The 14,800-nt window shown below is 31.3% G+C and carries 9 protein-coding genes; 4 read left to right on the top strand and 5 right to left on the bottom strand.

The annotated features are described in order from the left end of the window. Positions 1–82: 82 nt before the first annotated feature. The 3 genes from ilvD to P161_RS18250 form a co-directional block, all read right to left on the bottom strand. Entirely contained in the window at positions 83–1,759 is a 1,677-nt protein-coding gene (gene ilvD, locus P161_RS0107890; protein ID WP_026776472.1) for a dihydroxy-acid dehydratase, read from the bottom strand. Between the two features lie 461 nt (positions 1,760–2,220). Further along, positions 2,221–3,342: a 3-isopropylmalate dehydrogenase gene (gene leuB / locus P161_RS0107885; RefSeq protein ID WP_026776471.1), complete on the bottom strand. Its 1,122-nt coding sequence runs from the start codon at positions 3,340–3,342 to the stop codon at positions 2,221–2,223. A 76-nt stretch (positions 3,343–3,418) separates the two neighbouring features. Then, complete coding sequence (locus P161_RS18250) at positions 3,419–4,594, bottom strand: 2-isopropylmalate synthase (RefSeq protein WP_081817006.1); 1,176 nt, start codon at positions 4,592–4,594, stop codon at positions 3,419–3,421. A 130-nt stretch (positions 4,595–4,724) separates the two neighbouring features. On the opposite strand from P161_RS18250, the gene P161_RS0107875 reads away from it, so the two are divergent. The 4 genes from P161_RS0107875 to thrC all read left to right on the top strand — a co-directional run bounded on the left by P161_RS0107875 (position 4,725) and on the right by thrC (position 11,401). Continuing rightward, positions 4,725–6,290, top strand: coding sequence for a hypothetical protein (locus P161_RS0107875; RefSeq protein WP_026776470.1), 1,566 nt, complete (start codon positions 4,725–4,727; stop codon positions 6,288–6,290). Between the two features lie 311 nt (positions 6,291–6,601). Next, positions 6,602–9,040, top strand: coding sequence for a bifunctional aspartate kinase/homoserine dehydrogenase I (gene thrA, locus P161_RS0107870; protein ID WP_026776469.1), 2,439 nt, complete (start codon positions 6,602–6,604; stop codon positions 9,038–9,040). A 72-nt stretch (positions 9,041–9,112) separates the two neighbouring features. After that, positions 9,113–10,033 (top strand): homoserine kinase, encoded by a 921-nt coding sequence (locus P161_RS0107865; RefSeq protein WP_026776468.1) that lies wholly within the window; start codon positions 9,113–9,115, stop codon positions 10,031–10,033. Between the two features lie 84 nt (positions 10,034–10,117). Then, on the top strand, positions 10,118–11,401 hold the full coding sequence (gene thrC, locus P161_RS0107860; RefSeq protein WP_026776467.1) for a threonine synthase: 1,284 nt from the start codon (positions 10,118–10,120) through the stop codon (positions 11,399–11,401). 276 nt (positions 11,402–11,677) lie between these two features. Here thrC and pdeM read toward each other — a convergent pair whose 3' ends face one another. Together pdeM and P161_RS0107845 are read right to left on the bottom strand one after the other, a co-directional pair. Further along, entirely contained in the window at positions 11,678–12,340 is a 663-nt protein-coding gene (gene pdeM / locus P161_RS0107850; protein ID WP_026776466.1) for a ligase-associated DNA damage response endonuclease PdeM, read from the bottom strand. After that, on the bottom strand, positions 12,337–14,787 hold the full coding sequence (locus P161_RS0107845; RefSeq protein ID WP_026776465.1) for a ligase-associated DNA damage response DEXH box helicase: 2,451 nt from the start codon (positions 14,785–14,787) through the stop codon (positions 12,337–12,339). Before P161_RS0107845 ends, pdeM begins: the two co-directional genes overlap by 4 nt. Between the last annotated feature and the right edge of the window lie 13 nt (positions 14,788–14,800).

The following is a 14,800-nucleotide window of genomic DNA, read 5'->3' as shown; positions in this document are numbered from 1 at the left end:
AAATGTCTATTTAAAATACCTACAAGGTTTTTGAAACCTTGCAGGAAGTCTTGTCTCTTTCTTATCTTGATTCAATATTAGTCTATAAATCAGTAACACATCCTTTAGATGCTGATGCTACTGTTTTTGCATATTTGTATAAAATCCCTTTTGTGTGTTTTAATGCTGGAGCAACCCATTTTGCTTTTCTTTCTGCAATTTCTTCATCAGAAAGTAAAACATTTATAGAGTTGTCTTCTGCACTAATTCTAATTTTATCTCCAGTTTCTAAAATTCCGATTGTTCCTCCAGATTGTGCTTCTGGTGTAATATGCCCCACTACAAAACCATGAGTTCCTCCTGAAAAACGGCCATCAGTAATTAAAGCAACCGATTTTCCTAAACCTGCTCCCATAATTAAAGACGTTGGCTTTAACATTTCTGGCATTCCTGGGCCACCTTTTGGACCCACATATCTAATGACGACTACATCTCCTCTTTCTACTTCTCCATTAGATATTCCTGTATTTGCAGCTTGTTCACCATCATAAACCACAGCTTTACCTTCAAAAAGTAAACCTTCGTTTCCAGAAATTTTTGCGACAGCTCCTTCAGTAGCTAGATTTCCGTAAATTATTTGAATATTTCCTGATGATTTTAATGCTTTATCTTTTGGAAAAATAACATCTTGCTCTTCAAATTCCATAGCATTAACATCTGCTAAATTTTCTGCTAATGTTTTACCAGTAACAGTCATACAATCTCCATGTAAAAAACCTTCTTGCAATAAATATTTCATGATTGCAGGTGTTCCTCCAACTCCATGCACATCTTCCATTAAGTATTTTCCTGATGGTTTTAAATCTGCAATTAGTGGAGTTCTGTCTGATACTTTTTGAAAATCTTCTAAGGTAAAATCGATATCTGCTGCATGTGCAATTGCTAAAAAGTGTAATACTGCATTTGTAGAACCTCCTAAAGCGTTTACTATTGCAATGGCATTTTCTAACGATTTTTTAGAAATAATATCTAAAGGTTTTAAATCTAATTCTAATAAATTTTTGATTGCTAAAGCTGTTCTTTCTGCTTCTGATAATTTATTAGGATTTTCTGCAGGAATTGATGAATTGTAAGGCAAAGCAAAACCCATACATTCAATAGCAGAAGCCATTGTGTTTGCAGTGTACATTCCTCCACAAGCTCCTGCTCCTGGAATTGCTCTTTTTATAATTTCTCTGTATTCATCTTCCTCTATTTCTCCTGCTACTTTTTGTCCTAAAGCTTCAAAAGCAGAAACAATATTTAGTTTTTTTCCTTTGTAATTTCCTGATGCAATGGTTCCTCCATACATCATAATTGATGGACGATTTAAACGCAACATTGCAATCACAGCTCCTGGCATATTTTTATCACAACCAACAACTGAAACTAAAGCATCATAACTTTGCGCATTCATAACAGTTTCTATAGAATCTGCAATAATATCTCTTGATGCTAATGAGTAATTCATTCCAGAAGTTCCCATAGAAATTCCGTCTGAAACACCAATTGTATTAAAACCTAAACCCACTAAACCAGCAATTTTAGATTCCACTTTTACTTCTGCAGCCAAATTGTTTAAGTGCATGTTACATGGATTACCATCATAACCTGTACTTGCAATACCAACTTGAGCTTTGCTCATATCTTCATCAGATAAACCAACTGCATACAACATTGCTTGAGATGCTGGTTGAGATTCATCTTGTGTTAATCTTTTGCTGTGTTTATTTAATTCCATGTACTGTTTTATTCAATTCTTTGTCTAAATTATTAATTTTCTATGTTTTTGTTGCGTAAAATGCAACTCTATTCTTTAAATTCAGGTATTTAAAAAGCATATTACATATCTGATTTAAAACACTTTAACTAGTTTTTAAAATGATATTCAATACTTTAAATAAATTCATAAAAAAAACCTTCCATTTTATTGGAAGGTTCTATTATAAAAAAATATAAATATCACTTTCCTATCATGTCGTAATAATTACAACGACAATAATAATAGAAATGATATTTACTACTTGTTTTTTCATATTTCAAATATTGTAAATTTTATTTAAATAAACAATCAATTTTAATTAATTACTGGTTTTGGCAAACTAGTCTAGCCCAGATTGAAGCATTTGTTTGAGATCTTTTTTGCCTTTTTAGGCAAAAAAAGCGAGTGCTGAAAGCTGGAAATAGCTTCAAAAAAATATTTTAAATAATAGTACTTTGCCCCATGTGAATGTTTTTGAAATTCATATTGCTATCATCTTGATTGGTGATATAATCTGCAATAAAATCGCCAACTTTTGAGGTAGAAGTTGAACTCTGAATTTTTCTTTTAATATCTTCTGTGGTAATTCCTAAGGCTAAAGATTTATCTACAGCTCTTTCAATAGCATCTGCCTCTTCATGCAAGCCTAAATATTTTAGTAACATTCCTGCTGATAAAATCGATGCCAATGGATTTGCAATATCCTTACCTGCTGCTTGATTGTAAGAACCATGAATAGGTTCAAAAAGTCCGTTATTGTTTCCTATTGATGAGGAAGCCATTAAACCAATGGAACCACATAATGCGCTTGCAACATCGGAAATCATATCTCCAAAAAGGTTTTCTGTTAAGATCACATCAAAATGTTTTGGATTTAAAATCATTTTCATGGCAGCATTATCTACAAACAAATATTCTAATTCTACATCTTTATATTCTTTTGCGATTTCAGTTACAGTCTTTCTCCATAAACGTGAAGTTTCTAACACATTTGCTTTGTCTACCAACGTAACTTTTTTCTTTCTTTGCAAGGCTGATTGAAATGCCAAATGGGCAACTCTAGTAATCTCGCTTACAGTATATGTAGAAAGATCGGAAGCTGTTTGCATGTCTTCACTCAGCTCTTTTTTTCCGAAATAAATGCCACCCGTTAATTCTCTAAAAATGATAAAATCTGTGTTTTTTATAAGTTCTCTTTTTAAAGGCGAATTTGCAATTAAGTTATTGTAAGCCTTTAAAGGTCTTACTCCACAATATAAATCTAACTCTTTTCGTAATTGTAATAAACCTTGTTCTGGACGCACTTTTGCTGATGGATCATTATCGTATTTAGGATCACCAACTGCACCAAATAAAATGGCATCTGCTTTTTTACAAATCTCAATTGTTTTTTTTGGCAAAGGACCTCCTGTAGCATCAATGGCACAAGAGCCCAATTGAGCCTCTTTGTATAAAAAAATATGATCGTAAGCTTCTGCAACAGCATCTAATGCTTTCTTTGCTTGCGTTATAACTTCTGGACCAATACCATCTCCTGGAATTACTGCGATTGTAAATTTCATATAAGAAAATTCTTAGTTTTTAAACACGCCAATGATAATCAAATAAACAATTAAGACAAAATTTATCGCCTCTTTTTTAAGCAACTTCTACTTTTGATACTTTATTTATATCTTTCATAATCAAATGAATGTCTTCGTCTTTAACTTCCTTTTGCTTATCTGCTGTTTCTAAAAAAGAAGCGTAAGCTTTATCTAACTGAACTTTCGTTAATTCATACCCAATTTTTTTAGATCTATAAGCTAAAGCAGCTCTTCCACTTCTGGCAGTTAAAACAATGGCACTTTCTGTAACACCAACATCTTCAGGATCCATAATTTCGTATGTTTCTCTGTTTTTTATAACTCCATCTTGATGAATTCCTGAACTGTGAGCAAACGCATTTGCACCAACAATAGCTTTGTTAGGTTGCACAGGCATTCCCATTTTTTCACGAACCATCATACTAGTATCATATAATAATTTTGTGTTGATGGATGTTTCTAAATTTAAATAAGGATGTTGTTTTAAAATCATTACAACTTCTTCTAAAGCTGTGTTTCCTGCACGTTCTCCAATTCCGTTAATTGTACACTCTATTTGACGAGCTCCATTAATAACACCAGCAATTGAGTTGGCAGTTGCCATTCCTAAATCGTTATGACAATGACAAGAAAGAATTACATTTTCGATTCCTTTTACGTTTTCACGCAAATACTTCATTTTTGCACCATATTCTTCTGGTAAACAATACCCTGTTGTATCAGGAATATTTAAAACAGTTGCACCAGCTTTAATAACGGCTTCACAAACTCTTGCTAAATATTCATTGTCTGTTCTCCCTGCATCTTCTGCATAAAATTCTACATCTTCTACAAAAGATTTTGAGTATTTTACAGCATTTACAGCTCTTTCTATAACTTGTTCTCTGGTTGAATTAAATTTAAATTTTATATGAGAATCGCTTGTACCAATTCCTGTATGAATTCTTGGATATTTTGCATATTTCAAAGCTTCTGCAGCTACTTTTATATCATTTTCTACAGCTCTTGTTAAACCACAAACAGTTGCATTTTTTACAATTTTGGCAATTTCTGATACAGATTTGAAATCTCCAGGACTAGACACAGGAAAACCAGCTTCAATTACATTTACTCCTAATAAATCTAATCGTTCTGCAATTACTAGTTTCTGTTTGGTATCTAATTTACAGCCAGGAACCTGCTCTCCATCTCTTAAAGTTGTGTCAAAAATTTGGACTTTGTTATCTTGCATAATTTGTAAAGATTATCTTTATATTTACTCAAATGTATAATAGTGAGTTTAAAATAAATGGTACTTTTACCACTTTGTACGATTTCTATGATCCTTTATAAAATTACAAGTATTTCATTATAAGCAACTTATGAGTAAAAGTGTTACATCAGCCAATAATCAAAATGACGCTCTTTTTGTATTAATTAAGTCGTTAACAAAGTCTGAAAAACGACAATTTAATTTATATGTTGGGCGACTTGGAGGTAATATTGATGCTAAATTTTTCTCGCTTTTTAAATTTTTAGAGAAACTAAAAGCGTATGATGAAAAGGTAATTATTAAAAGTGGCATTGTTTCTAAACAGCAATTATCAAACTTAAAAGCACATTTATACAAGCAGATTTTAATTAGTTTACGTTTAAATCCTGCTCATAAAAATATTAGAATTCAAATTCGCGAACAGCTAGATTTTGCAACAGTTCTCTATCAAAAAGGATTATACAAACAGAGTTTAAAACTCCTTGATAAAGCTAAAAATTTAGCTTTAGAAAACGAAGAAAAAAATATTGCCTATGAAATTGTTGAACTCGAAAAAGTAATTGAAACGCAATACATAACAAGAAGTTTAAGCAACAGAGCAGACCAACTTTCTCTGCAAGCAAAAATGCTGAGTCAGCAAAATGTAACTGCAAGCAAACTATCTAACTTATCATTACAATTATACAGCCATTTATTACAAAATGGATATGTAAAAAACAACGAAGAGTTAGAGTTTATAAACGATTATTTTTACAGCAAATTACCAAAATACAAGTTTGAAAATTTTGGTTTTAGAGAAAAACTATGGCTCTACAAATCTCATTTATGGTTTAGTTTTTTAACACAAGACTTTTTACAGAGTTACAAATATGCCAGAAAATGGGTAGAATTATTTAAAGAGGATAAAAAGCATATTGTACAACATCCTGTTTTTTATTTAAAGGGGATAAACTATCTATTGGAAGCTTGCTTTTTTGTTCAAAAAACAAAAACTTTCAAAAAAGAGTTAGCCGCTTTTGAAGAAGAAGTTGAACAAAAAATTATTCCTTTAAACACCAATACAGAACTTTTAATTTTTCAGCATTTATATGCTAATAAATTGCATTTACACTTTTTAGAAGCCACGTTTTCTGAAGGTGAATATTTAGTGGCAATTATCAACAAAAAAATACAAAACTATAAAAACAGGTTAGACAGTCATTATATTGTAATGTTGTACTATAAAATTGCGTGTTTGTATTTTGGTATGGGTAAAAATGAACTTTGTATTGTTTATTTACAAAAAATTATAAAGTCTAAAAACCTTACTTCTGCTGAAGATTTGCAATGTTTTGCTAGAATTTTAAATCTAATTGCACATTATGAATGTGGTTTAGATTACGATTTGGAAAGACAGTTTGTAGATACTTATAAGTTCCTTTTAAAGATGGAAAACTTGCAAGAAGTTCAAAAAATATTCCTGACTTCTATTCGTGATTTAAGTGATGTTTTTCCTCATGAAATTAAAAATGAATTTAAAAAAATTCATACCAAATTGAAAAAGTTTGAAAATCATCCTTATGAAAAAAGAGCATTTTTATACTTAGATATCTTATCTTGGTTAGAAAGTAAAATCCAAAATAAACCTATTGCAATTATTATTAAAGAAAAAATAAATACGCATCACAAAAATTAAATTATTACTTTTATTTATATTGATTTTTTATGAAAATGATATTTATTGATGAATTTATCAAAATAAATCATATCTCAACAGCTCAAAATAAATAATACTGCTATTTTAGCCACGTGAAAATGTTTCAAATCCATACAAATACTTTAAAAACTACTCCTGTAGTTTCTATATCTATGGATACCATTATCCGCACAACAACTTCAACAATTACCCTTTAAGGGTTGTACAATATTCATATTATTTAGGTTCATAATTGTTTCTTCAAAAAGAAACAACATAATAAAACAGTACTAATTAGTATCAATTTAAAGATGAAAGTATTAAAATTCGGAGGCTCATCAGTCGCAAATTCAGAAAATATAAAACAGGTTTTAAGCATTGTAGCTAAAACATCTAAAGAAGATAAAATTGCAGTAGTTGTTTCTGCGTTTGGTAAAACCACCAATAATTTAATTACAGGTGCAAATAGTGCTTTAGTTGATATAAAAATTGCGAAAGAAATATTAGAGACTATTAGAAAATTACATTTTCAGGTAATTGATGATTTAATCAAAACCCATAAAAAAGAGGTTACTGAAGAAGTTACTTCTTTATTAGCTAGATTAAATTCAATTTACGAAGGTATTTTTTTACTACAAGAATTATCAGACAAAACCTTAGCAAAAGTATGTAGTTTTGGAGAAAGATTATCTTCTTACATTATTGCAAATGCTGCAAAAGAAACTTTAAATGCCACTCATAAAAATAGCTGCGATTTAATTATTACCAATGATGAGTATTTGAATGCGCTAGTCAATTTTAAAATTACCAATAAAAATATCACTTCTTTTTTTGATGAAAACAATCATAAAGTTACACTTTTAGGCGGTTTTATTTCTACAAATATTGAAGGAGAAATTACAACCTTAGGAAGAGGAGGCTCAGATTTTACAGCTGCAATTTATGCTGCTGCTTTGCAAGCTGATGAGTTACAAATCTGGACAGATGTTTCAGGGATGTATACAGCAAATCCTAGCCTTGTAAAACAAGCCTTTGCAATCCCAGAAATTTCTTATGAAGAAGCCATGGAATTGTCTCATTTTGGCGCAAAAGTTTTGTATCCACCAACCATTCAACCAGCATTCAGAAAAGAGATTCCTATCAGAATTAAAAATACTTTTGCTCCAGAAAATGCTGGAACTTTAATTTCTAAAAACCCTAAAAACGGTAATGAAGTTAAAGGTATTTCGTATATCGAAAACATCAGTTTAATTACTTTAGAAGGTGGAGGAATGGTAGGGATTCCTGGTTTTTCAAAGCGTTTATTCGAAACACTTTCTATGGCAAAAATAAACGTGGTTTTTATAACACAAGCTTCTTCTGAGCATTCAATTTGTGTGGGTGTGTATGAAAATGATGCCAAAAAAGCACAACTACTTTTAGATGAAACGTTTAATACAGAAATTGATCGTAAAAAAATAAAACCAATTAGCGTAGAAAGCGATTTAGCAATAATTGCAGTTGTTGGCGAAAGTATGAAAAACTACCAAGGTTTAAGTGGACAAATGTTTAGTGCTTTGGGTAGAAATAACGTGAATGTGAGAGCAATTGCACAAGGTTCATCAGAAAAAAACATCTCTGCAGTTATTAATAAAAATGATGCAAAAAAAGCATTAAACACATTACACGAACAGTTTTTTGAAGAAAAAACAAAACAATTAAACTTGTTTGTTACTGGAGTTGGTAATGTTGGCGAACGCTTTTTAGCTCAAATTCATCAACAAAAGAAATTTTTAAAAGAAAATTTAAAGTTAAAAATCAGAGTAATTGGAATGTCTAATTCCAGAAAAATGGTTTTTGACAATGATGGCATTAACCTAAAAAATTGGAAGGAAGCTTTAGAAAATGGAGAAGCAACAAGTTTAGAAAAGTTTCATCAAAAAGTAAAAGAAAGCAATCTTATCAATAGTGTTTTTATTGATAATACTGCAAATCAAGCAGTTTCTGAAGTGTATGAAAAGTATTTAAGAGATAGCATTTCTGTTGTTACATGTAATAAAATTGCCTGTGCTTCTAATTTTGATAATTATAAAACGTTAAAACACGTTTCAAGGAAATACAATGCTTCCTTTTTATTTGAAACCAATGTTGGTGCAGGTTTGCCAATTATAGATACTTTAAAGAATTTAATTAATTCTGGAGATCGAGTGCATAAAATTCAGGCTGTTTTATCAGGAAGCTTAAATTTTGTATTCAATAATTTTGATGAGGATTCAACTTTTCACGATGTTGTTGCCCAAGCTCAAAAAGAAGGTTATACAGAGCCAGATCCAAAAATCGATTTGAGTGGTGTAGATGTTGCCAGAAAAATTTTAATTTTGGCAAGAGAAAGTGGTTATAAAATGGAATTGGAAGATATTGTGAACAACGCATTTTTACCAAAAGAAAGTTTGGAAACCACAAATAATGATGATTTTTATGCATCTTTAATAAAATACGAAAATCATTTTCAAAATATCTATAAAGAAGCAAATGATAAAGATTGTCGTTTAAAATATGTTGCTGAATTTGTAGACGGAAAAGCCAATGTTGGCTTGCAACACATTCCTGCAGTACATCCTTTTTATAATTTAGAAGGAAGTGATAATATTGTATTATTTTTTACAGATAGATATCCAGAAAACCCTTTAATCATAAAAGGAGCTGGAGCTGGAGCAGATGTTACAGCTTCTGGTATTTTTGCAGATGTGATTAGAATAGCGAACAAATAAATTAGTCGTTAGTTTCTAGTGGTTAGACAATAGTTCTAACGTCTAAAAACTAAAGACCACCAACTTACAAAAATGGATTATTTAAAAATATTTTCTCCTGCAACTGTTGCCAATGTTTCTTGTGGATTTGATTCGCTTGGTTTTGCTGTAGAAGCTGTTGGAGACGAAATGACATTTACAAAAACAGCCGAAAAAGGCGTAAAAATCACTCAAATTACGGGTGCAAATTTAACCTATAATGTAGACGAAAATGTGGCAAGTGCTGTTGTTAAAAAGATTTTGCTTAAAGCAAATGCCAATTTTGGAATTGAATTAACCATTCACAAAGGGTTTTCTCCTGGAAGTGGTTTAGGTAGTTCTGCTGCAAGTGCTGCTGGTGCTGCATTTGGAGTAAATCAGTTTTTAAAAAACAAATATTCTGAACTTGAATTGACAAAATTTGCCATGTTTGGTGAAGAAGTTGCTTGTGGTTCTCAAATTGCAGATAATGTTGCAGCAGCAATTTATGGCGGATTTGTTTTAGTAAGAAGCTACAATCCTTTAGAAATTGTAAAATTACCTGTTCCAAAAAAGTTGAGAGTTGTTGCAATTCATCCTCAAATAGAAGTTAAAACAAAAGATGCAAGAGCTGTTTTACCAACTGAAATTCCGTTAAAAGATGCAGTTACTCAATGGGCAAATGTTGGTGGATTAATTGCGGGTTTATATACAGAAAATTACGAGCTAATTAGCAACTCATTGGTTGATATTATTGTAGAACCTCATCGTAAAAAATTAATTCCACATTTTGATGATGTAAAAAATGCAGCCCTAAATGCTGGAGCTTTAGGAGCAGGGATTTCTGGTTCAGGTCCAACAATTTTTGCGCTTTGCAAAGGCAATAAAATTGCTAAAAAAGTACATAAAGCTATTGAAGAAGCTTACAAAAATACTGGAATTGACTTTGAAATGTTTACATCTAAAGTGAATGCAGAAGGAATGAAAATTTTATAAGTCAGTAGTTGTTAGTTTGTAGTCGTTGGTTTTACAGCGACCTTAAAACTACAGTCTAAAAACCAAAAACTAAAGTCTAAAAAAATGAACTACTACAGTTTACACCATAAATCGCCTAACACAACTTTTAAAAATGCAGTTGTAGAAGGTTTAGCAAAAGATAGAGGAATTTATTTCCCAGAAAATATTACGCCATTATCACAAGATTTTATTAAGAATATAGAAAATTATACAAATCATGAAATTGCTTTTGAAGCCATAAAACAATTTGTAGGTGATGAAATTCCGACTGAAATACTAAAAGAAATTATTGAAAAAACAGTTTCTTTCGATTTTCCCTTGGTAAAAGTTGATGAAAACATTGCTTCTTTAGAATTGTTTCATGGACCAACAATGGCTTTTAAAGATGTTGGTGCAAAATTTATGGCTAAATGTTTAGAGTATTTTAATAGAGATAATAAGGAAGAAGTTACAGTTTTAGTAGCCACTTCTGGAGATACTGGAGGTGCAGTTGCCAATGGATTTTTAGGCGCAAAAGGTGTGAATGTAGTTATTTTATATCCTTCAGGAAAAGTGAGCGATATTCAAGAAAAACAACTCACAACTTTAGGGCAAAACATAACAGCTTTAGAAGTTGATGGTGTTTTTGACGATTGCCAAGAAATGGTAAAAACAGCTTTTTTAGATGAGGAAATTATCAAGAAATTAACCTCTGCAAATTCAATTAATGTTGCACGTTGGTTGCCACAGATGTTCTATTTTTTCTTTGCATATAAAGCATTAAAATCAAAAAATAAAGAATTGGTTTTTTCTGTGCCAAGTGGAAATTTCGGAAATATTTGTGCAGGAATTATGGCGCAAAAATTAGGTTTACCCATCAAACATTTTGTAGCTGCTACCAATGTAAATGATACTGTTCCTAATTATTTAGTTGATGGGATTTATACACCAAAACCATCGAAAGCAACTATTTCTAATGCTATGGATGTTGGAAACCCAAGTAATTTTATTAGAATTAGAGAATTGTTTAACAACGATTTAGCAACTTTAAAAAGCGCTTTTTCTTCTTACAGTTTTACAGATGATGAAACTCGTGAAACCATGCAGAAAATCTACGAAAATTCTGGTTATGTTGCAGATCCTCATGGAGCAGTTGGTTATTTAGGACTGAAAAAATACGGTTTAAAAGAAAACGAATTTGGTGTGTTTTTAGAAACTGCACATCCTGTTAAATTTTTAGATGTTGTTGAAGAAACGTTGCCTGTAAAAGTGGAAATTCCTGAACAGATTCAAAAAGTAATGAATAATAAGAAAGTCGCTTTAAAAGCGAGTTCTTATGAAGATTTGAAAGCTTTTTTAATGGAATAAAATTGCTACGAATTCACGAATAAAATTTATTTCAGACCTCACAGGTTTTTAAAACCTGTGAGGTCTTTGCATTGTATTCAACAAACTTTCCAAAAGATTTTTTAGGCTGAAAACTTACAAACAAGTTTAGCCCTGATTGAAACGACATCCTTTTTGCTTAGTTCGAGTGAATTTGCTTTTTGCAAATTTGTATCGAGAACTCAGCAAAAAGATATAGTCTTTCGACTTCGCTCAAGATAAATTCAAAGCAGGAAATAGCTTCAAAAACCACTTTTTCTATACTTCAAAAATACCATCTTCTGTAAAACAGAAATTTTGGCATTTATCAAAGTTTTTCTGTGTATTTAAACCTGTAAATAAACTAAAAGCAGGTAAAATTAGTTGATTTTCAGCTACTTGAAAACAAGGCAATTTAATTCGCTGTCTACCTTTTCCTTTGATGGAAACTCCAGGATGCAAATGTCCAGAAATGGTAAAGCAATTTTCGGTGGGTTTTATGGAATCGTGCACAAATTTTACGCAATCTATATCCAAGGAAGGTTGATGCACTTCTATATTAAATTGATCGTAAATTGTATGTTTTAAACGATCATGATTTCCTTTGATGAGCTTTAAATTTAATTCATCGAAATTGGAAAGCCAAGCCTTAAATTGATCTAAATCTTTGTTGTATTCTGCATGAAATAAATCGCCCACAATAATTAAATTTTTGGCTTTAAAATGGGTAATTAATTGTTTTAATCTTGCTAAATCATCATCTAAAACTGAAGAGGGAATTGGAATGCCACTTTTTTGAAAATGGGCAGATTTACCAATATGTAAATCGCTTAAAATAAGGCTTTCTTGTGCTTCCCAAAAAATAACTCGTTGATTGGTTAACTCTAAAATTTGATCATTACAATTTATTTTATGAGTTACAATCGAAACGGTTTTTATCATTTTACTGCCTGTTTTTGAATACGTTGAATTCGTTTGCTCAATTCCTCATTAGTCATTGTGCCTCGCAAACTATCTACTTTTAAAGGAAAGCTCAAAGGTGTAAAATCTTTTGCTCTTTTCAAAATTATTTTACTCTCTGTAATTCGCTCAAAAGCCTTCTGTAAACGCACTTTTTCTAGTTGATAATTAAAAACCTCATCATACGCTTGTTTTAATAATAAATTGGTGGGTTCATAATCATTCAGCACTCTAAAAATTAAACCAGAGGAAGATTGCAAACTCTTATTCGATTTTTTGTTTCCTGGTTGAGATTGAATAACCAAACCTGCAACCACAGCAATATCTCTAAATTTTCTGGAAGCCATTTCACTTGCGTTGATGCTTGCAATTATGTCTTTCATTAAATTTTCTTTGGATAAAATCTGTTCTATATTATCTTCGTTTAACGGAATTTCTTGATCAGAAAGCAATTCAAAACCATAATCATTTTGTGCTATTGTAAACGTTATGGGTTTTATTTGACTAATTCTATAAGCAATTAAAGACGCCATAATTTCGTGCACCAATCGTCCTTCAAAAGGATACATAAATAAATGAAAACCGTCTTTGGTTTCTATGAGTTCTGTTAAAAATTCATCATGTCTTGGAATGTGAGATTTTTCTTGTTGACGTTTTAAAAGCGGATGTAAAAATTTTAGTTCTCTTTCTCTATTATTGGCATCAATAGCATCACTTAATTTTAAACGTAAAAAATGCGTTAAGTAAGAGGTTAAAGGCAATCGTCCACCATTCCAACTTGGCGTAATTGCTTTTTTAGATTTGCTGGCTTTTACCAAAACAGTCATATCTTTAATCTGTTTCATTTCTACAACTCTACCACCAATTACAAAGGCATCACCTTTTTTTAATTTCGATATAAAATACTCTTCAACCATGCCAATATAACCACCAGAAAAGAATTTTACATACAACATAACTTCGCCAACAATTACACCAATATTCATTCTGTGCATCATTGCAATTCGCCTGCTTTTTACTTTGTAAAGACCATCTTCTTCATCTAAAACCACTTTGTGGAATTCCTCATAAGATTTTAAGGTATTTCCACCTTGTGTGATAAAATGAATGCACCAGTCAAAATCTTCTTTGGTTAAATAATGAAAAGCGTGAATTTCTTTGATAAATTCAAAAGTTTCATCAGCTTTAAAACCTTCACCAACTGCTAAGGTTACTAAAAACTGCACTAAAATATCATAGGTTAATACATAAGGATATCTTGCTTCGATTTCGTTTTGTTTTACAGCTTCTTTTACTGCTGCAACTTCTATCAATTGTAAAGAATGTGTAGGAACTGCGTACATTTTTGAGGTTTCAAAAGGCGAATGTCCACTTCTACCTGCTCTTTGTAAAAAACGTGCAATTCCTTTAGCTGAACCAATTTGTATCACACAATCTACAGGTTTAAAATCGACTCCCAGATCTAAAGAGGATGTACAAACGACTGCTTTTAAAATGCCTTGAGAAATAGCCTCTTCAATAAAATTACGCTGTACTTTTGCAATAGATCCATGATGAATGGCAATTTGCCCAATTAAATCTGGTGCTTCTTCAATGAGAATTTGATACCATAATTCGCTTTGATTTCTAGTATTTGTAAAAATTAAAGTGGTGTTATTTTCATAAATAATCGGAATTATTTTTGAGCTCATTTTTTTACCCAAATGTCCTGCCCAAGACAATTCTTCAACTTCATCTGGTAAAACCGAAACAATTTCTATCTTCTTTTTTTCCTTCGCTTTTATCATCGTGGTTTTTACACCATCATAAGGAATCAAAACATTTTTTGCTTCTTCTAAATTACCAATGGTTGCTGTAATTCCCCAAACACTGGTTTTTTTTGATAAATTTCTAATTCTTGCAATTGCCAATTCTACTAAAACACCTCTTTTAGAACCTAACAATTCATGCCACTCATCAACAGCAATACAGTTTACATTTTTAAACCAACGTGAATTTTTCTTTTGAGAAAATAAAAGGTGCAATGTTTCTGGAGTTGTGAGCAAAACGTCTGGCATTAATCGCTCTTGTTTTCTTCGGATGTTGGTTGGTGTATCTCCATTTCTCACAGCAACTTCCCAATCCAAACCAATTTCATCTACAACTTCATTCATGGCTTTTGCCAAATCTTTTGCTAAAGAACGCAAAGGACTAATCCATATTAATTTTAATCCTTTTTTATATCTTTCTGGGTGATTAAAATAATCAATGACAACTCCTAAAAAAACCGAAAATGTTTTACCAAATCCTGTTGGAGCAACCACCATTCCACTAAAATTATTGTGGTAACGTTCCCAAGTTTGATCTTGAAAACTAAAAGGTGTGTGCCCTTTTTCTGCCATCCAATTTTGGATGATTTGATAGCCTTGGGTTTGTTTAAAATTGCTCAACTTTAATTTCGGG

This window comes from Polaribacter sp. Hel_I_88 (assembly GCF_000687935.1).
In the GTDB taxonomy this organism is placed as follows: domain Bacteria; phylum Bacteroidota; class Bacteroidia; order Flavobacteriales; family Flavobacteriaceae; genus Polaribacter.
Note: the sequence above shows the minus strand (reverse complement) of the source record. Positions and strands in the feature narration are given on the sequence as shown.

Coding starts and splice junctions, on each gene's coding strand:
- P161_RS0107865 (WP_026776468.1), top strand. CDS start 9,113: ATGGATTATTTAAAAATATTTTCTCCTGCAACTGTTGCCAATGTTTCT.
- thrC (WP_026776467.1), top strand. CDS start 10,118: ATGAACTACTACAGTTTACACCATAAATCGCCTAACACAACTTTTAAA.
- leuB (WP_026776471.1), bottom strand. CDS start 3,342: ATGAAATTTACAATCGCAGTAATTCCAGGAGATGGTATTGGTCCAGAA.
- P161_RS0107875 (WP_026776470.1), top strand. CDS start 4,725: ATGAGTAAAAGTGTTACATCAGCCAATAATCAAAATGACGCTCTTTTT.
- pdeM (WP_026776466.1), bottom strand. CDS start 12,340: ATGATAAAAACCGTTTCGATTGTAACTCATAAAATAAATTGTAATGAT.
- P161_RS18250 (WP_081817006.1), bottom strand. CDS start 4,594: ATGCAAGATAACAAAGTCCAAATTTTTGACACAACTTTAAGAGATGGA.
- ilvD (WP_026776472.1), bottom strand. CDS start 1,759: ATGGAATTAAATAAACACAGCAAAAGATTAACACAAGATGAATCTCAA.
- thrA (WP_026776469.1), top strand. CDS start 6,602: ATGAAAGTATTAAAATTCGGAGGCTCATCAGTCGCAAATTCAGAAAAT.